The 20,151-nt window shown below is 35.6% G+C and carries 14 protein-coding genes and 4 pseudogenes; 13 read left to right on the forward strand and 5 right to left on the reverse strand.

Features of this window, described 5'->3' with window-relative positions:
• Nucleotides 1-20: 20 nt before the first annotated feature.
• The 8 genes and pseudogenes from ABWU67_RS01250 (at nucleotide 21) to ABWU67_RS01285 (ending at nucleotide 6,822) form a co-directional block, all read left to right on the forward strand.
• Entirely contained in the window at nucleotides 21-1,043 is a 1,023-nt protein-coding gene (locus ABWU67_RS01250; RefSeq protein ID WP_353282071.1) for a D-alanine--D-alanine ligase, read from the forward strand.
• On the forward strand, nucleotides 1,024-1,782 hold the full coding sequence (locus ABWU67_RS01255) for a cell division protein FtsQ/DivIB (RefSeq protein ID WP_341822044.1): 759 nt from the start codon (nucleotides 1,024-1,026) through the stop codon (nucleotides 1,780-1,782). Before ABWU67_RS01250 ends, ABWU67_RS01255 begins: the two co-directional genes overlap by 20 nt.
• A 794-nt stretch (nucleotides 1,783-2,576) precedes the next feature.
• Nucleotides 2,577-3,683 (forward strand): D-alanyl-D-alanine carboxypeptidase family protein, encoded by a 1,107-nt coding sequence (locus ABWU67_RS01260; RefSeq protein WP_353282072.1) that lies wholly within the window; start codon nucleotides 2,577-2,579, stop codon nucleotides 3,681-3,683.
• 99 nt (nucleotides 3,684-3,782) lie between these two features.
• Nucleotides 3,783-4,097 carry a DMT family transporter gene (locus ABWU67_RS01265; protein ID WP_010082606.1) on the forward strand — a complete coding sequence of 105 codons (315 nt, stop codon included), beginning with the start codon at nucleotides 3,783-3,785 and terminating at the stop codon, nucleotides 4,095-4,097.
• Between the two features lie 16 nt (nucleotides 4,098-4,113).
• Complete coding sequence (locus ABWU67_RS01270) at nucleotides 4,114-4,437, forward strand: DMT family transporter (protein WP_197907124.1); 324 nt, start codon at nucleotides 4,114-4,116, stop codon at nucleotides 4,435-4,437.
• A gap of 287 nt (nucleotides 4,438-4,724) precedes the next feature.
• Entirely contained in the window at nucleotides 4,725-4,871 is a 147-nt protein-coding gene (locus tag ABWU67_RS01275; RefSeq protein ID WP_353282073.1) for a hypothetical protein, read from the forward strand.
• Nucleotides 4,826-5,880, forward strand: a pseudogene (locus tag ABWU67_RS01280) (transposase); the annotation flags it as partial. The gene ABWU67_RS01275 and the pseudogene ABWU67_RS01280, both read left to right, overlap by 46 nt.
• Before the next feature lie 83 nt (nucleotides 5,881-5,963).
• Nucleotides 5,964-6,822 (forward strand): annotated as a pseudogene (locus ABWU67_RS01285) (IS630 family transposase).
• Nucleotides 6,823-6,877: 55 nt separating this feature from the next.
• Here the strand turns inward: ABWU67_RS01285 and ABWU67_RS01290 are convergent.
• From ABWU67_RS01290 to secB, 5 genes and pseudogenes are all read right to left on the reverse strand, one after another.
• Nucleotides 6,878-7,045 (reverse strand): annotated as a pseudogene (locus ABWU67_RS01290) (transposase); the annotation flags it as partial.
• A 92-nt stretch (nucleotides 7,046-7,137) separates the two neighbouring features.
• Nucleotides 7,138-7,814, reverse strand: a pseudogene (locus tag ABWU67_RS01295) (IS5 family transposase); the annotation flags it as partial.
• Between the two features lie 274 nt (nucleotides 7,815-8,088).
• On the reverse strand, nucleotides 8,089-11,229 hold the full coding sequence (putA, locus tag ABWU67_RS01300) for a bifunctional proline dehydrogenase/L-glutamate gamma-semialdehyde dehydrogenase PutA (protein WP_353282074.1): 3,141 nt from the start codon (nucleotides 11,227-11,229) through the stop codon (nucleotides 8,089-8,091).
• A 134-nt stretch (nucleotides 11,230-11,363) separates the two neighbouring features.
• On the reverse strand, nucleotides 11,364-13,949 hold the full coding sequence (acnA, locus tag ABWU67_RS01305; RefSeq protein ID WP_341822080.1) for an aconitate hydratase AcnA: 2,586 nt from the start codon (nucleotides 13,947-13,949) through the stop codon (nucleotides 11,364-11,366).
• A 14-nt stretch (nucleotides 13,950-13,963) separates the two neighbouring features.
• Complete coding sequence (gene secB / locus ABWU67_RS01310; protein WP_006279761.1) at nucleotides 13,964-14,467, reverse strand: protein-export chaperone SecB; 504 nt, start codon at nucleotides 14,465-14,467, stop codon at nucleotides 13,964-13,966.
• A gap of 164 nt (nucleotides 14,468-14,631) precedes the next feature.
• Between secB and ABWU67_RS01315 the strand changes: the two genes are divergently transcribed.
• The 5 genes from ABWU67_RS01315 (at nucleotide 14,632) to gyrB (ending at nucleotide 19,844) form a co-directional block, all read left to right on the forward strand.
• Entirely contained in the window at nucleotides 14,632-15,282 is a 651-nt protein-coding gene (locus ABWU67_RS01315) for a Tim44/TimA family putative adaptor protein (protein WP_010962367.1), read from the forward strand.
• Between the two features lie 17 nt (nucleotides 15,283-15,299).
• Nucleotides 15,300-15,995 (forward strand): DNA polymerase III subunit epsilon, encoded by a 696-nt coding sequence (gene dnaQ / locus ABWU67_RS01320; RefSeq protein WP_353282075.1) that lies wholly within the window; start codon nucleotides 15,300-15,302, stop codon nucleotides 15,993-15,995.
• A gap of 44 nt (nucleotides 15,996-16,039) precedes the next feature.
• Nucleotides 16,040-16,648, forward strand: coding sequence for an SCO family protein (locus ABWU67_RS01325; RefSeq protein WP_010962368.1), 609 nt, complete (start codon nucleotides 16,040-16,042; stop codon nucleotides 16,646-16,648).
• Nucleotides 16,649-16,678: 30 nt separating this feature from the next.
• Nucleotides 16,679-16,939, forward strand: coding sequence for a hypothetical protein (locus tag ABWU67_RS01330; RefSeq protein WP_010962369.1), 261 nt, complete (start codon nucleotides 16,679-16,681; stop codon nucleotides 16,937-16,939).
• A 517-nt stretch (nucleotides 16,940-17,456) separates the two neighbouring features.
• Nucleotides 17,457-19,844, forward strand: a complete 2,388-nt coding sequence (gyrB, locus tag ABWU67_RS01335) for a DNA topoisomerase (ATP-hydrolyzing) subunit B (RefSeq protein ID WP_353282076.1) — start codon at nucleotides 17,457-17,459, stop codon at nucleotides 19,842-19,844.
• Nucleotides 19,845-20,151 lie beyond the last annotated feature (307 nt).

The following is a 20,151-nucleotide window of genomic DNA, read 5'->3' on the forward strand; positions in this document are numbered from 1 at the left end:
GCTATATAGTAAAACATAGAATGCTTATGGTTCCAACTATAGCAATTTTAAGTGGTGGGTTTTCTTGTGAGAGAGAAGTGTCGCTTATGAGCGGAAAAGCAGTAAAGAAGGCACTTGATAGCCTTTCATATAATGCAATAGAAATAGATGTTGACAGCAACATTGCTGAAAAGCTTAAAAAAATTAATCCGGGCCTTGCTTTTATCGCTCTGCATGGACCTTATGGTGAAGATGGCTGCACTCAAGGTTTATTGGAAATCTTAGGCATAAAATATACACACTCAGGAGTTATGGCTTCTGCTGTTGCTATGAACAAGGCAATGTCAAAGCATATATTTTGGTTCCTGAACATTGATACCCCAAAAGGTTACATAATTAATCGAGAAGATGTACTAAAAAATAACATTAAAATTGATTATCCGTATGTCTTAAAACCAATCAATGAAGGCTCAAGTATCGGAGTACACATAATTTTCTCAAACAAGGATTACTTAAAATTAAAAAACATATTTGGTGTTATTCCAGCGCGTGACCAGGAAAAAGAAAAATGGATCCCAGTGTCAAATACTGGGATGACAAAAGACTATTCAAGAGACTTGATGATCATAGAAGAATATGTCCCAGGAATAGAGTTACATACTGCTGTATTGCTGGATGAAGCAATTGGCACTATAGAAGTACGACCAAAAAATAAATTCTATGATTATGAAGCAAAGTATACAGATGGATTTGCAGAACATATATTTCCTGCTGAAATTCCTAACAATATATATAAAATGACCTTGGAACACGCACTGAAAGTTCATCAATTTTTAGGATGCAAAACTATTTCCCGCTCAGATTTCCGTTATAATCCCAAAAATAACACTTTAAAAATGCTTGAGATTAATACACATCCTGGCTTTACTGAGTTATCGTTAGTGCCAGAAATTGCAAAATTGGCAAAAGGAATCAATTTTAATGAATTAGTTAAAATTATTATTGAAGATAGTTTGCAGCACAAAAATATTAGGGATTTCAGTCATGTTGAGCAGTATTACTAGAAGCCAAAGGAGTTTTTTGCGTAAGTGTGCCTTGGTTATTATCACAGCACTTTTTCTTACGCTAATACTTTACAGCTCACTTGATAAAATAATAAATCGATTTAATTACTACTTTACTTGGTATAATGACTGCCTATCTAGTTTATTACTCAGCAGTGGATTTTCAATCGACGAAGTAGTCGTGAGCGGCAATAAATTTACAAACAAAAAGGATATTCTAAGTTTGACAGATAGAACGCAACCTATCCTGTATATGTCACTTTCAAAACTTGCCGGTAACATACAATCCGTAAGCAGATGGATAAAACACGTAAGAGTTCACAGAATTTTGCCCAATACTCTACACATTAATATAGATGAGCATAAACCGTTTGCTCTCTGGAAAGATAATAACAAAACCTCGGTAATTGATTTTGAAGGTAAAGTGATCGTAGATGACTATCTAGTAGATGATCTTGTTGTAATTACAGGACAAAACTCATTATCAAACCTAGAATTTGTTAAAGATGTGTTAGAGAGTAAAACTCAATTAAGTGACCACATTTCTTCTTTTGCTTATATAGGGAATAGAAGATGGAATATCATACTTGATAACGATTCCACAGTAAAACTGCCTGAAGATAACCCTTATAGTGCATGGGACTATTTAAACCACTTACACAATACAACTGATTTTACTTTCAGCGATTGGAGTATTATTGATATGCGTATTACTGATAAAATCTTTGTGAAGAGGTGATCTGCTGTAATCCAAGTAGCCCCTTTTCCTGTCATCCCAGTGCCCAGACACTGGAATCCCGCCGCGAACCGTCATACCGCGATTCATTCGCGGTATCTCTTAACATAGATCCCTTATTTAACCGCCATACCTTAACATAGATCCCGCTAACACGTAGCGGGATGACGAGGTTATCGTCATGTCACCGCGAACCGTCATACCGTCACGAACCGTCATACCGCGATTCATTCGCGGTATCTCTTAACATAGATCCCTTATTTAACCGCCATACCTTAACATAGATCCCGCTAACACGTAGCGGGATGACGAGGTTATCGTCATGTCACCGCGAACCGTCATACCGCGATTCATTCACGGTATCTCTTGGCATAGATCCCGCTAACACGTAGCGGGATGACGGTTGTCGTTTAGCTATAAATATTTAAGAAATTTACCAAACGAAAAAAAAGGCAAAAGAAACCCTAGGGTAGCTAGTTATTCACTATCCATTTTTTAAGTTGGGGTTTTTTTATGTTTTAAATGCTTTATAAGCGCATTTTAGCTTATATTAGGTAAAAACCTAGAAATTTTATAAAGACATAAGGTGCACATAGTGCAAAAAATTAAACATGAGACGCCAGATACGTGAGTTTTTTTGTCATTTAATCTGTACAGAGAAGATAAATAAATAGCTTCAGTTTCATGATAAGGGGGCTGGCGAGGTTTGTCAAGGAATTTTTATGCAAGAGATCTATTGAAATGCCCCTGTAAAATTATACTATTAATTAGTACACTATAAATTTAAAATTATAAATATGTTAAGCAGATTGGTAATTTTGCTATTAGTTTTTATACTTCCTTTTTCTTCATACTCATACCAGTTTAGAACCAAAGCAAAGCAAGCAGTAGTCTTAGATTTAGCTTCAGACTCATTCATTTTTGACCATAATTCTGATAAAAAAATGGCCCCATCTTCAATGAGCAAGCTAATGACTTTATATATAGCCTTCGATTATCTAAAAGCTGGAATAATACACATGGAGGATAAATTTCGAGTAAGTAGAAAAGCGTGGGAAAGGAGAGGCTCTTCTATGTTTTTGAAAGAAGGTCAATCCGTTACGGTGAGGGAATTACTTGAAGGAATTACAATAGTCTCAGGCAATGATGCCTGCATAACACTAGCCGAGGGCATTGCAGGATCAGAAGAGAATTTTGTGGCTGAAATGAATGAAGTTGCACAAAATTTGAATCTGAATGACAGTCATTTTGTCAACTCAAGCGGGTGGCCAGATGAAGATCATTTTATGAACGCAAAAGACTTGGTAATGCTGGCAAAAAGGATTTTCACCGATTTTCCTGAATATTATGATTTATTTTCCGAACAATATTTGACATATAATGAAATTGTACAAAAGAATAAAAATCTTCTACTTTTTCACGATATTGGGGTTGATGGCTTAAAAACCGGTTATACAAATGCTGGTGGTTACGGCATTGTAGCATCTGCAAAACGAAATGATAGGAGAATTTTTGCTGTCGTAAATGGTTTAAACACTGAGAAAGAGCGAATAGAAGAAGCAAAAAGATTGATACAATACTCCTTAAATCATTTTAACACTAAGAAAATATTCGTTAAAGACAGCGTAGTTGAGGAAGTAAATGTTCTCTATGGAAAAGATAGAAAAGTGCCTATTACAGTTGCAAACGATGTTACCATAACTTACAACCGCAAATTGCATGACCAAATTAAGGTGCGTATTGAATATAAAGATATGATACCTGCACCCATTAAAAAAGGTCAAGAAGTGGGCAAAGTTTTTGTAGAAATACCAGGTATTGAGCAACAAACTACACCACTTTATGCAGCAAATGACGTGCAGGAATTGAATTTCGTAGAAAAGTTTTTTAGGATGTTGTTTTAAGTTTGATATTAAAGCAATTCCGAAAGAGAGATCTATTGCACTTTAGTGTAGTTTTAACTAACAATTTCTGTTACAATACAAGATTAAAATGTTACGAAAATGTGCTGGTTGTATTTGTTGCTGTCTAGTATCCTAGAGATACTGTGGGCTGTAACGCTAAAGTTTAGTAACAGTTTTACTAAAGTTGTGCCTTCGATTGCAACATTGGTAATTATGATCATTAGCATTTACTTTTTATCTCTTGCAGCATGCTTTCTACCTATTAGGGTATGCTATGCAGTTTCCTCTGGAATATGCACAATTGGAATAACTATAATTGGTGCAACCACTTTCACAGAGAATATTAATTTATCTCAAGTTTTATGTATCGTTTTAATTGTAATAGGAAGCATAGGGCTAAAGCTCTCTATTTAAACCTAAAAATTTATGCATGAATTGGATATATTTACTCTTATCGTCACTAATTGAAGTGTTCTGGGTCATAACACTTAAGCATAGTTATGGATTTACTCATCTCGTACCATCAATAATTAGCATACTCTCCATGGCTCTTAGTACATATTTACTTTCGCTCGCTACACGTTCTATACCTATCGGAGTATGCTATGCAATTTGGACTGGAGTGGGCGCTATAGGAGCTTCGATACTTGGAGTTTACCTATTTGATGAACCAGTTAATTTATTCGAAGTAATATGCTTTATTTTAGTTACATTCGGGATTATAGGATTAAAATTGTTTGATACTGCAAAATAAACTGTTGATAAAATGGAATAAAAGATCCCACTGGGATGAAAGAAGCAGATACTCCATATTGTCATGCAAATTGGAATCCAGACTTTTTTCTATATAGCATGGTGAAGACGGGAAACCGTAACCGTTCACACAATGGCGTCAACTTAAGGAAAAATATCAGCGATAGTGTATAAAATTTCTCTCTAAAACTTTTACCATTAAATTATCCAGAAGCCGCAGGAAACAGCACTTTTGTTTCTATTTTATTTCAACAAAGAAGTTTAAAATGTGTCCTTTTTAGGTGAAACATGCAAAAAGGAAAAAACCTTATTCTACAAATTATAGCTCTTTTTACAATAATCCGAACAGACCGTAATATGCTACTGGCCTGCTATAGCCATAAACACATATCTTATCGCATTCGGACTATTATAAGAAAGGCTATAAAAATATAATATACTCGAAAACTTTTCAGAAAATCCATTGTGTTGAGTTTTACACGAACAAGAAAACTTCCTTTTTCGACAGTATTTTCTATGATTTTAAAGTTAGTTAAAAAAAGTTTGGGAATAGAATGTGAACTTATGGAGCCATTGACATGTACCCTCAAAGCAAGCTTTTTCTAAAGCAAGATATAAGATTTGCCATACAGGCTTTCAAGAATTTAAGCATCCAAACAGCCTATCAGGATGAACCTGAGTTGGAGAGGCTATAGACTTATTGCAGCAGATGGTTCTGGTATGAGATTACCCAGCTCTGGGGAAATTGTATCCGAGTTTGAACCAAATGGAACAACAGGCACCATTGGCAATTTGTTTGTTGATTTGTGTACTTCATTGATTTGCAGTGCTCGTCTTGCAGCTTGGAATATAGGTGAACAAACGTTGGCGGCAGAGCAATTACCCGAAGTTATCACTCAAATGCGTTTATTAAATCAAGAGAAATTATTATTTATCTATGATCGTCTTCAGTAAAATTCATTCAGCAGCATTATAATTTGGAAGTAGATTTTATTTTTCGCTTGCAAAAAAGAAATTATAGTAAGCTATGGGAACGCTGGCGAATTAGATTTTGATTTTATATTAGAAAATGAAAAGCTAAAAAATAAAATGAAAGGACAGAAAGTAAGAGTTATAGTGCTGACATTAGCCAACTGAGAAACAGAGTTTTTGACCGAGACTTTGGAGCAAAGCTTATGTGTTAAGGTGGCACATAGAGGAGTGCTATAAACGACTCAAAGTAGGAGCAGAGTTAGAGAATTTTTCTGGAGAGGCTGTATTACAAGAATTTTGGGCAAACTTGGTCATGTGCAATATATTATCGCTTCATATATGTGATGCACAAGGGCCTTGGAACCCAGATCAAATTACTGAGTATCGTTTAAATTTTTCAGTTTTATTTAGTGTAATGAGACAGAAACTCTATCAGGTACTTATTGCGCCAAAAAACTTTCAAGCCCTTTTTAAGTATACGCGCTAAAGTTATAGCTCTTTCCACAGAAGTCCGGATATGATAAGATTAAGGATAGATGGCGATAAGGAGGTTGGATGCCGGCAGCATATAGTTATGATTTAAGAAAAAAAGCAATGGAAGCACTAGACGAAGGGGAAAGCAGAGAAGCAGTGGCAGCAAGATTTAAAATTGGACGAACTACTTTGTGGGAGTGGAAGCAAAGAAAAAAAGAAACAGGCGACTTTCAGTCAAAAAACTCGGTAATGGAGGTTACAATCAGAAAATTATCGACTGGAATAAGTTTATCGAATTTGCTAAAAAACACGGTAGAAAAACTCTGTCGGAAATGGCTAAACTTTGGGGCAACGTTAGTATCGAAACGATCCACCGAGCTCTCAGAAAAATTGGATTTACGCGCAAAAAAAGACATATGGATACAAGGAAAGGAACGAAGAAAAACGTGCTGAATTCTTAAAAATTATAGCAACAAAAGAACCAGAAAACTTAGTGTATATAGATGAGTCTGGGATTGATAACACGGAGGACTATCCATATGGGTATTGCCAGAAAGGACAGCGATTTTATGCCCTAAAATCTGGAAAAAAAACTCAACGAATCAGCATGGTTGCAGCCTTAAGTAGAAGAAAGATAGTTGCTCCATTAACATTTGAAGGCCACTGTAATATGGATATTTTTAATGGATGGTTTGAGCAATTTTTGGCACCGATCTTAGAACCTGGACAAACTGTCATTCTTGATAATGCTACTTTTCATAAGTCTGATAAGCTTATCAAGCTCGCTAAAGGAGTCGGTGCAGAAATTTTGTATCTGCCGCCTTATTCTCCAGATTTTAACAAAATTGAGCATCATTGGTTTGCTATAAAAAACAGAGCCAGGAAAAACATTCCTCTATTCGAATCCTTTCGTCGTGCTGTTGATTCTGCCTTCCTATGACCTATTCGGACTATTATGAGAAATGCTATAAGAGGTTGTCCGGAAACTAGTAAATTCAAGCATATTCCCTCTTTAACATAACCCTACTCATAGCTAGGTATATGAAATTCTCAGTGGATGTTGTGAGTAAATCATACTCCTTCGATAGCCTTCTATTCCTATTAACCCAAGCAAAAGTCCTTTCTACAACCCATCTTCTTGGCTGTACTTTATAGCCTTTCTTATAATAGTCCGAATGCGATAAGATATGTGTTTATGGCTATAGCAGGCCAGTAGCATATTACGGTCTGTTCGGATTATTGTAAAAAGAGCTATAAACCCTTGTTCTCTTGTTGGTAGTAGCTCAGGTGGCGTATCTTTGTGCACCCAAAATCTACATGGAGGCCTTTTAACAATTTCAATATCTATGTCATATTCTTCCTTTATGTGATTCTTTAAATTTCTTCCTTGGTATCCCATTTCAGCCCACATTTTTTTAACTTTAGTATATTTTGTTCTCATATTGTTTAATGCTATTTTAATACCATCTCTATCATTTTCGTTAGCAGCGCCTACGTAACAACCTAGTATAAAACCCTGAGTGTCTGTAATTATATGCCTTTTTCTACCCTTTACTTTTTTACTTCCATCATAGCCTTTGATCCCCCCTTTTCTGTAGTCTTTACAGATTGACTATCTACTATACAGGCACTCGGCTGCTCATTCATTCCTATTTTTCTTCTACTATATTTTGTAATTTCATAATTCATTTTCTCAAAAATTCCCTGCTTCTTCCATTGCCTGAACTGCTCATACACAGTCTTCCATAGCGGAAAATCATTTGGTAAATACCGCCATTGACACCCTGTACGCAATACATAGAAAATTGCTTCTAATATTTCTTTTTTGCTATACTTTGGCAGCCTTCCTCCTTTCTTGTATGATACTCTGAAGTGTTTTTCTATTCTTGCCCATTCCCTTTCGCTTAGATCTGTTGGATACTTTTTTCTCATCTTTACCCCGTACTAAAATTTCAGATATTATAGCCTTTTACTTGTTTCCGGACAACCTCTAAAATCCGACCGGGACAGCCGCAATAAAGTAGATAAGCCTAAACGCCATCATGTCTTTAGGAGAGTTTGCTAATGAAAGTTCTTAAGTTGACGCCATTGGCTGAACGGATACGATTTATTTCAGTGCATGAGCTGGTCCTTTTCGGGTTTTAGCGCTGTGTACATAACTGCACGAACGTCTAGTTTAGGGGTAAGAAAAATTAGGGCCCGCAAATTAATCCAAACACATAAGTGTAGTGTTACCACCAAATGCTGTAGTGTTAACACTTACAACTTTTTCTGTAGAAAAACGCTGTAAATAATGAGGACCACCAGCTTTTGGCCCAGTGCCAGATAGTCCTCTACCACCAAATGGTTGTATCCCAACTGCTGCACCTATCTGGTTACGGTTGATGTAGACATTTCCAACTGATATTTTTTTACTTATAGTGTCAATTTGACTTTGTATACGACTCTGCAAAGAAAACGTAAGCCCATATCCAGTACTATTTATATCACTTATAACTTCATTTAATTGTGACTTGTTAAAACGTATGATATGTAAAATAGGACCAAATACTTCTTGCTTTAATTGCGAAATTTTTTGTATCTCATAAATATATGGAGGAAAGAAATAACCATTATGAGAATTTGTATCCATGGGTACTTTAAATAACAGATTTGAATCTTTATCCTCTGACATTTTTTGCGTATGTTGAGTGAGCATATCGATAGATGCTTTATCAATTATTGGACCAATATCAGTACTAAGTTGTATTGGGTCACCAATCTTGAGTTCTTGCGCTGCACCGCATATCATTTTTATCTGCTTCTCTGCTATGTCCTCTTGAATAAACAGCACTCTAAGCGCAGAACAGCGTTGGCCAGCGCTGCGAAACGCAGAAAGCAAAACATCCGTAGTCACTTGCTCTAAGAGAGCAGAGCTATCAACAATCATAGCATTTAATCCGCCAGTTTCAGCAATAAGTGGTACGATAGGACCATCCCTATTTGCAAGCATTTTATTGATTATTTGAGCAGTTTGTGTTGAGCCAGTAAAAGCTACTCCGGCAATTCTATTGTCTGGAACTAATATTTTGCCTAAATATCCACCATCCCCAGGAATGAGGTGTAACATATTCTTTGGTATCCCAGCTTCATGTAGTATCTTAACAGCTTCGTAGGCAATAATCGGCGTTTGCTCTGCCGGTTTTGCCAGCACTGCATTACCTGCTGCAAGTGCAGCTGAGACCTGCCCAATGAAGATAGCGAGCGGAAAATTCCACGGTGATATGCATAAGAAAACTCCTCTGCCTTCAAAAAAGATGAAGTTATCTTCACCTGTTGGGCCCGGCAATTTTTTCCAGTCGCTCAGTTCATTTTTTGCTATCATTGCATAATAACGCAGAAAGTCGATTGCCTCTCTTACTTCTGCTATTGCATCGGATAAAATTTTTCCTGCTTCCACAATCAGAATGTAAATTAACTCTTTCATCCTTTCCTCAAGCAAATCTGCAGCTTTTTCAAGGCATTTAGCGCGCTCTTCTGCTGAAACATTCTGCCACTTAGCAAAAGCACTATGTGCTATTTCAAGAGCGTTTAAAGCTTGATCGCTTGTTGCACTTGACACTTCTCCAATTACATTTTCCAAATGTGCAGGATTCACTACTTCGATAAATTCAGCATTATCAAATAGTGCTTTTCCATCAATTATTGGTCCAATTTGCCACTTTTTTTCACTAAAACCCTTTATATCATCTGCAAATTGTGAGACTATCACAGAATCACTAATATCCATCCCCAAGGAATTTTTTCTTTCTGGTCCCAAAATATCTTGTGGTAATGGAATGCCTGGATGAGGTTCATAATTAAAATTTATAGCTTTTTCCAGTGGATCTGAAATTAACTCATCGATTTTAACGTTAGGATCACTTATTTGATTAACAAACGAACTATTAGCTCCATTTTCAAGAAGGCGTCTTATAAGATAAGGCAACAAGTCACTATGTTCCCCAACGGGTGCGTAGACACGACAGCTAACATTTGTTGCAAGCTCTGACATTGCATAATCATATAAGTCTTTTGCCATTCCATGTAAGCGTTGAAATTCAAATCCAGGGTGGTTTTTATCAGCAAGTTCCATGATAGAAGCAAAAGTATAGACGTTATGAGTTCCAAAGCATGGGTAAAAGCTGTTTGGTTTACTCAAAAGTTTCTGTGCGCACACGAGGTAAGATACGTCAGTATAGCTTTTTCTTGTAAATACTGAGTAATCATTTAATCCCAATTCTTGCGTACGCTTGATTTCTGAATCCCAATATGCACCTTTTACAAGCCTCACCATAATTTTGTGCTTTGATCGGATAGCAACATCTTCAACAAAGTCAAAAACAGATAAAGCGCGCTTTTGATATGCTTGCACAGCCAAGCCAAGCCCTTCCCACTCAGAAAGTGACTCATCAAGACGCAATTGCTCGAATAAAACTAATGACATCTCAAGTCTTTCTGATTCTTCTGCATCTATACATAATGAAATATTGTATTTTTTTGCTTCATGACAAAGCTCTAATAGCTTAGCTCTCAGCTCTTCAGCTATATTATCGAATTGGCTGAATTCATAACATGGGTGTAAAGCAGAAAGTTTGATTGAAATTCCATGGGATTTAAAACAATCATTTATTTCAGTGGATTCACCTATAGCTTTTATTGAGTGCATATATGAATTAAAATACTCTTCTGCATCCTCAGCTGTGTGAGCAGCTTCACTGAGCATATCAAAAGAGTATAAAAACTTACTATTGTCATCTAATTTTGCGTACCTTAAAGCTTCTTCTATGGTTTCTCCAACAACAAAATGATTACCAAGCATAGACATTGCTTGTTTTACTGCTTTGCGAATGATCGGTTCTCCTAAATTCTTAAGTAACTTAGAAATTGCGTAATAGAACTTCGAATCGCCTTCATTATCTCTCAATATACTGCTACCTATCATTAAACTCCACGTGGAAGCATTGACGAACAATGAAGAAGAATATCCTAAATATTTACTCCATTCTTGATTGGCAATTTTATCTTTGATTAGCTCGTCTATTGTATAATCATCTGGTATTCTAAGTAGCGATTCAGCAAGGCACATCAATGCTATTCCTTCATCATTGGAAAGCGAGTATTGCTGCATAAAGGAATCTACAATACTTAGTTTATTGTGTTTGATTTTTTCAATAACTTGTTTTGCAATATTATAAATTCTATTTTTTGAATCAGCTGAAAGCTCTGCTTTTTCTACAAGATAACGTATATAACTCTTTTCATCAGTACGATAAAATCCTTGTAAACGTTTTCTGAGTTCATTAGGTTCTTGTATAGAGCTTATCATATATAATTATCTCCAAAAGATACTCCGACACCATATGTATGGTGAAATTATATCATAACTTTGCGCAGAGCAAATTGCTATTTACAAAGGGATCAGGGCTGGCTAAAAGAAGTCCATGCAATAACTTCACTAAATCAAAAAGATTGTGCAAGTATGTAGCTCAACACTCCACCACACATCAAGTATTTAGTCTCAGTTGCGGTTTGTACACAGCATTTGAGTTGAATTGATTGCTTTGAATTATCCTTTCTTTTGATGATGCATTCTAGATTTCCACCTGGCACTATTTCACCTTTTATGCTTATTACCTCGCTACCATCAAATATCTTTCTGGTTATTCCATTTTGGAATATAAGTGGAAGAACACCCATGCCGACCAAGTTGGACCTATGTATACGCTCAAAGCTTTCTGCAATGACAACTTTAACCCCCAACAATAAAGTACCCTTTGCTGCCCAATCCCTACTTGAACCTGTGCCATACTCCTTTCCTGCCACAATGATGAGAGCTTCCTTGTAGCGCATTGCTGCATCAAAAATCGACATAGTTTCTTGAGAAGGAATATATTTTGTATAGCCGCCTTCGATGCTTACCATTTCATTTTTTATTCTAATGTTAGCAAAAGTCCCACGCATCATTACATTGTGGTTACCACGACGAGACCCATACGAATTAAAGTCCTGTGGCTCAATTCCAAGATTTTTTAAATATATACCTGCAGGACTACTTGAGGCAATATTTCCAGCAGGGGAAATGTGGTCAGTGGTTACGCTATCGCCAAACATTGCCAATATTTGTGCACCTTTTATATCGATTTTATTATTTTTAGGTGATAAATTATCAAAATAGGGCGGATTTTGTATGTAAGTGCTATTTGCATCCCAATTATAGATTTCACTTTTTTCACACTTTATCTTTCGCCAATGTTCATCACCAGAAAAAACATCCTTATACTTTTGTATAAACATCTCACGTGTTACCACATTTTTAACACAATCTTCGATTTCATTGTTTGTTGGCCATATATCCTTGAGATGGACGTCATTTCCATTCTTATCTTTGCATATTGAATCTTTTGTCAGATCAATTTGCACAGTACCAGCAAGTGCATATGCAACAACAAGTGGCGGAGATGCCAAGTAATTAGCTTTGACTAACGGATGAATTCTTCCTTCAAAGTTACGATTGCCAGATAAAACTGCAGCAACGGTTAAGTTTTTGTTTTTAATGCCATCTTCTATATCTTTATTAAGTGGACCAGAATTCCCAATGCAAGTTGTGCAACCATATCCAACTAGATTAAAACCCAAAGCATTTAGATCTACCTGCAATCCAGACTTTTCTAAATATTCTGTTACAACTTGTGACCCTGGAGCAAGAGAAGTTTTAACCCAAGGCTTTGATTTTAATCCAAGTTTAATTGCATTACGAGCTACAAGACCTGCAGCAATCATCACACTTGGATTAGAAGTATTAGTGCAGCTTGTTATTGCTGCAATAACTACACTTCCATCTTGGAGTTTATCGCTTTCCTTTGACTCATTAACTAAAAATGATTTAGAAAAAGACTCTGCCACTTGTGAAAGAAAAACCTTATCTTGTGGTCTTTTGGGACCAGCCATTACTGGCTCCACGCTTGATAAATCAAGCTCTAGTGTGTCAAAAAATGCTAACTCGTCACTACTACGCCACAGTCCTTGCTCTTTCGCATAAGCCTCAACTAGCTTAATCAGCTTTTCTGGCCTTCCGGTTAAGCTTAAATAATCTAGCGTTTTTTGATCAATTGGAAAAAATCCACAAGTTGCGCCATACTCCGGGGCCATGTTTGCTATAGTGGCTCTATCTGCCAAAGATAAATAATCTAAACCATCACCATAAAATTCTACAAACTTACCAACAACGCCTTTTGTTCTTAGGATATTGGTAACCATCAGCACTAAATCGGTCGCAGTTACTCCTTCCGACAATCTGCCAATTAATTTAAATCCAACTACTTCTGGAATCACCATACTAATTGGTTGACCAAGCATCACAGACTCAGCTTCTATGCCTCCAACACCCCAACCAAGAACTGATAATCCGTTAACCATTGTAGTATGGCTGTCAGTACCAACTAAAGTATCAGGATATATGACTCCATCATTATTACACACAACTTGCGCTAAATATTCAAGATTCACTTGGTGGCAAATCCCTGTGCCAGGCGGAACTACTCTAAAATTTGTGAAGGACGATTCTCCCCACTTTAAAAATTGATATCTCTCCAAATTTCTTTTTACTTCTAACTCAACATTCTTACTGAATGCGGAAACACTTCCATAACTATCTACTTGAACAGAATGGTCAATCACAAGATCAACCGGTACAGACGGATTTATATTGCTTGGGTTTCCTCCATTTTTCTTAACATAGTCCCGCATTGAAGCTAGATCAACAACAGCAGGAACCCCTGTAAAATCTTGCATCAACACCCTTGCTGGTTTATAGCTAATTTCGTGATTAGTGTGTTTATTAACGCAGTCTGCTAGTACTCTTATGTCATCTAGCTTTACGTTTACTCCATCTTCATTGCGCAATAAACTTTCAAGCAGAACCTTAAGTGAGCAAGGCAATTTAGTCACATCTATTCCTAAAAATTCACTAGCACTACTTAGGCTAAAATAGTTGTATGACTTCCCGTCAATGTTTAAAGTCGTTTTTGCATTTAAAGAATTGTTCATCCTATCACACTATATTAGTTAAAATTGGAATTACTACCGTTACTTTTTTGTTGTTGACCTTGCTGCTCATACATAGTTTCAAAATCTATAGGATCTAGCATCAGTGGAGGAAATCCACCACTACTTGTAACTCTTGCAATTATTTCTCTTGCAAAAGGGAAAAGAAAAGTAGGTCCGCCAATAAACAAAGCTTGTCTTACCTCTTCCTCACTCAACTCTTTTAAATTTTCTATTGAAAAAATGCCACAATATTTCGTCTCACAAATGAAAGCTACACCATCTTTTATGCCTTCATCTTTTACCGTTGCTTTGACTTCTATATGCAAAGTAATTTCATGAAAAGATTTTTCTTCATTCACTTCTTCTTTGTTTTTCGTCCCTTCTAATTTTGCTGAATTGATATTAACCATTACATTAATATCTGGAGCTTTACTAGAAGAAAGGAATGGCGAATTCGGATTCTCAAATGATAGATCTTTAACATATTGACCGTGAATTCTCATTTTTTGTTGTGGCATTTCTTACGTCTCCTTTAATTAAGTTGAGATATTTAATACTTTCTTATATAATATATTCATTTACAAACGAATAGCAAACCTGATTATAAGTTGATATGAAAAACATATTTTCATTAATAATTAATAATGTTCGGATACTTTATATGCCAAGGAGTTGAGTTACTATGATAGAGCTTGTAATATACGCTTTATTAGCGGCGTTCATTTTTTCACGTTTGTATAATTCTTTAGGAAGGTCAGCCAACCTCAACCTAAAAAAGCTAACTAATGTATTGGATGTAAGCCGAAGTAGAGAAGATGTAGTAGAAAACATTGAGGGTTACATTGATAGCAATGATGAAAATTCAATAAAAGTTACTTATAAACAAATATTAAAAAAAAACAAAGATTTTTCTATTTCCCACTTTATAGAAGGTTCAAGCATAGCTTTTGAATTAATAATAAAATGTTTCAATCAAGGAAATTTGTCTCAGTTAAAACCACTTCTCGATAAAGACTTATATGATAATTTTGCAGAGAAGATTAAACATCGTAAAGAGGTGCACGAGTCTATAATTGTTTCTATCGTTTCACAAAAGATTTTAGAAATAAAGCTAGTAAAAAACGCAGTGTTTATTGCAGTATATTTCCTTTCAGAGCAAATTAACTTCGTTAAGAACAATGAAGGAGATATAATATCAGGTAGTACATCCACTATTAATAAAGTTGAGGATGTATGGCAATTCAAAAAAAATGTTAATTCATCAGACCCAAGCTGGTTGCTTGTTTCTATTCACTATAAAAAGACAAGTAACGATAAGACAAATGATAAGTAAGATGAGTTTTATTTGAAATGGAAAGCAAGCTACGCAAAATAGTACTTGACACTGAAACGACAGGTCTTGACACTGAATCTGGTCATCGAATTATTGAAATAGGGTGTGTGGAATTAATTAACCGCATTCCAACAGGTAAAGTATTCCATCGGTACCTTAACCCAGAAAGAGATATACCTTATCACTCGTTTAAGATTCACGGTATTAGTGAAGAATTTTTAGAAGATAAACCATTATTTTCAGATGTTGCACTTGAATTTCTTGACTTTATATCTAATGATATTTTGGTAATTCACAACGCTGAATTCGATGTTAAGTTCCTTAACATGGAGTTAAGCAAGCTGAATGCTAGGTTAATTTCCTCAGACAGAGTGCTAGATACATTACCTCTTGCGAGGAAAAAATTCGCAGGATCACCTGCTTCTTTGAATGCATTATGTAAGCGTTTTGATATATCGCTAGAGAATAGAGAATTGCACGGAGCACTAGTTGATGCTCAATTGCTTGCAAAGGTATATGTTGAACTTACAGGAGGGTTACAAACCTTTCTGTTTGATAATGAATGCAATCAGGACAGTAACTCCACATTCGTTCAGCATAAAGTACGTAATCTAACTCCCAGAGAACATTTACCAAATAGTGAAGAAATTGATGAACATAAGAAACTGTTAGACAAAATTAACAATACACTTTGGAATAAATATATTGAATAGGTTAACCAATAAAGATACAATTCAATTTTACTGAGAGCATTCTAATGGTAAGGTTTATAAGATTACTATCTAATGTGCTAGCAGCATTAGCAGTTGTTTTTTTAGGTTATTGTTATTTCACTAAAAAAGGCATATTTGCCCCAGCAGCGATTCACAACGCAGAAGTTAAGATAGGCGGAGATTTTTCTTTAATTAATCAGGACGGACAGATCTTGCGCAGTAGTGATTTTAAAGATAAATACATGATGATTTTCTTTGGGTTTTCCTCATGCAAAAGAATTTGCCCTATGAACCTTGGAATAATTTCAGAAACACTTGCAAAGTTAGATGAGAAAACTAACAACAAGCTACAAACATTCTTCATCACAGTCGATCCTGAGCGCGATAGCACGGAAAGACTTAAAGAATTTCAGCAGCAATTTGACCACAGAATACAAATGTTAACTGGTGAAAGAGAAAAAATAGACGAAGTAATTGCAAAGTATAAAGTATATGCTAGCAAAGTTGGTGGAGAAGAAGAAATCAACCATTCTTCAATAATGTACCTTATTGGCCCTGGAGGAAAATATGTTACACACTTTGCAGCTGATTTAAATTCAGACGAAAGTCAATCTGATAAGATTTTGGCTGAGATAAGAAAATACGTAAACTGAATTATAGATTTTTCTGTTAATTAGTCGAGCATGCAACTGCATGAGCATTATGATTTGAGAGCAATCTCCATGGGAAGACACACACAACTGTACGAACGTTGTAGTTTGGGAGCAATTCCCACCAGTGGGGTGTCATCCCAGTGCCCAGACACTGGGATCCAGCTTCTATGCAACTTAATTAAAAACGTTTGTTTTAGCGTAAGACAACTACCTTTAGCTCATCAGCTCAGTTATAAGCAAAATTTCTGGATTCCAGTGGGCTTTGTTGCATCGCTACTTATGAAAGGCTAACTATAGTTAGGATTATAAGTAACCTATTGAAAATCTTGTTTTTTTGCAATCAATCTGATCAAATTTAAGAATAGTAATTTATTATTTACATTAATAAATTTAATTCTATTGAAAATAGCTAAAGCATTGAAATTCTTGAATTTTAGCCGGATTAGTGAGTGGTAGTGAAATTTCTTTTACTCAAATTTAGGTATTCACTGACCGTTCTTGTTATAAATACCAGAATAATAAGCTACTGATATTCTCCATCTTTTTTATCTTTAATCCATCATAGCTAGCGATGCAACAAAGCCATTTCAGTGTCAAGCACTGGAATGACATCATCTGTTGTGCAATTTACCTTCAAAAATGAATGTTCGTACAGTTATGGAAGACACATTGGAATGACACTATTTGCTGTCTTCAAAAATAAACATTCGTAAAGTTGTGCTTTTAATATGGGTTATCAGTTTAAAAATGTTGCTAATCAGCATATATGAATGTAATATTAATTAACATTCATAAACGAAGCAATACCATGGAAAATAGTTATAATGCCGATGCAATAAAAATCTTAAGGGGTCTTGATGCTGTAAGGAAACGTCCAGGTATGTACATTGGTGACACTGACGATGGATCTGGCTTGCACCACATGGTATATGAGGTTGTTGATAACGCAATAGATGAATCTTTAGCTGGATATTGTGATAAAATTGAAGTTAGCATAAATAAAGATGGTTCAGTATCAGTAACCGACAATGGTCGTGGCATTCCAACTGACATTCATGAAGAAGAAGGAATATCAGCAGCAGAGGTAATAATGACTCAACTCCATGCTGGTGGTAAATTTGACAGCAATACCTATAAAGTTTCTGGGGGATTACATGGTGTTGGAATCTCAGTTGTGAATGCATTATCAAGCTGGTTGGAATTAATTATTTGGCGCAATAAGAAAGAACACTTTATGCGTTTTGAAGATGGTGAGTCTATTGAACCTTTAAAGGTAGTCAACGAAAATACAAACAAAAGAGGAACTAAAGTCACGTTCATGCCATCAACAGAGACTTTTAATGGCATTAATTTCAGTTACTCAACGCTTGAAAGTCGTATAAGAGAATTAGCATTTTTAAATTCAAATATCGACATTACTTTACGTGATCTGCGCAATGAACCATATACAGAATCTCATTTCAATCAGAGCAATCAATCTAAAGACAATTTTGGTACAGCAAATTTTGTGCAGTATTTAGATAAGAATAAGACACATGTAACTAAAATTGCCAGTATGAAAGGAGATGCAGAAGATCTTGGCATCAGCTTGGAAATATCGATGGAATGGAATGATTCCTACTATGAGAATATGTTGTGTTTCACTAATAATATACGGCAACGAGATGGTGGTACGCATTTGGCAGGATTTAGATCTGCACTAACTAGATGTATCAATACCTATGCAACTAATGAAGGGTTTTTAAAGAAAGCAAAAGTAAATTTAACTGGAGAGGACGTTAGAGAAGGTTTAACTTGTGTTTTCTCTCTTAAGATGCCTGATCCTAAGTTTTCTTCACAAACAAAAGATAAACTAGTTAGTTCTGAAGCACGTGCAGTTGTAGAAAGTATAGTTTCTGATAAATTGAGCACAATCCTTGAAACTGATCCCAAATTGGCAGCAAGCATAGTAGAAAGAGCAATCAGGTCAGCAAAAGGAAGAGAAGCTGCAAGAAAAGCGCGCGAGCTAGTTAAAAGCAAAAACAATATTGATATTGCAACTCTGCCAGGAAAGCTTGCTGATTGTCAGGAAAAAGCTCCTGAGTTATCGGAATTATTTATAGTAGAGGGTAATTCAGCAGGTGGTACTGCAAAGCAGGGGCGTAATCGTAAAACACAAGCAGTGCTTGCCTTAAGAGGAAAAATTCTAAACGTAGAACGTGTAAGTTTAGATCGTATTTTTTCATCTGCAGAAATAGGCTCTTTAATTACTGCAATTGGTGCTGGAATAGGGAGTGAACACTTCGATATTGAAAAAGCTAGATATCATAAAATTATCATCATGACAGATGCAGATGTTGATGGTTCACATATAAGAACTTTGATTCTAACTTTCTTTTTTAGACATATGCGTGAAGTTATTGAAAAAGGTTACTTATACATAGCACAGCCACCCCTCTATAAAGTTACAAAGAATGCCAAAGACACTTATATTAAAGATGACGAAACTTTTGAAGAGTATATAATAAACTCAGCAGTTAAAAGATTAACACTAAGTGGTACAGCTACAGAATTTAACAACTTGCGCCTTATTTTGAATAAATGCGTTAGCACTTCTAATATTAGCAAAAATTATGATAGAGAAATACCACAAAATCTCTTAGAGTCATTGCTAATTTTAAGTAAAAAGAATGCTCTATCATCGGCTGATGAGATATTAAAGTATTTGAAGTTAATGTACAGCGAATACACTTGGGAAGTGGAAATAAAAGATGAAGAAAAAGAAATTCATATCTCTAAATTGTTTCAAGGATTGGCAGACAAATATATATTTGCACTTAGTATGCTTGAAGGCAAAGATATGCAAAACATATTAAGTTTGCTTGATGGTATAAGTAATTTATTTAATGGTGATTCATTTTTAAAGTCACAAGAAACTGAAATAAGAATCACTTCTCCAAGTACGCTTGCAAAAATAATAATGGACTATGGTAAAAAAGGTTTAACTCTGCAGAGATTTAAAGGTCTTGGTGAAATGAATGCTGATCAGCTATGGGATACTACGTTAAATCCTGAGGCTAGAACTTTATTAAAGGTTGAAATAAAAGATTGTGAAGAAGCTGATTCCATATTTTCAATATTAATGGGTGATATAGTTGAACCACGCCGTGATTTTATTAATAGCAATGCACTTAATGTGCATGATGTTGATATTTGAACTTTTAGCAAAATGTACGAACGTTACGGGTTTAAGCAAAGACTGTGTCATTCAAGTAGCTGACACTGGTTCCTTTATAACGGTGTCATTCCAGTGCTTGACACTGGAATCCAGGTTGCTCACAAGCAAACTAGCATAGAAAGTTGTAAGTTAAAAATGTGATATAAAAGAGATAAGAGGGAAAGATAACCCTACTCACTATAGGAATAGGGCTATCACGGGCGTGTGCGACCGAATGAAAGTTGGTATTACAACCGTAGCCATCAAGGTAAACTAGCCCCATCTCTCGATACGTTTGAATAGTTGC

Origin of the sequence: Wolbachia endosymbiont (group A) of Aleiodes leptofemur (assembly GCF_964028465.1) — a bacterium.
In the GTDB taxonomy this organism is placed as follows: Bacteria; Pseudomonadota; Alphaproteobacteria; order Rickettsiales; family Anaplasmataceae; genus Wolbachia; species Wolbachia pipientis.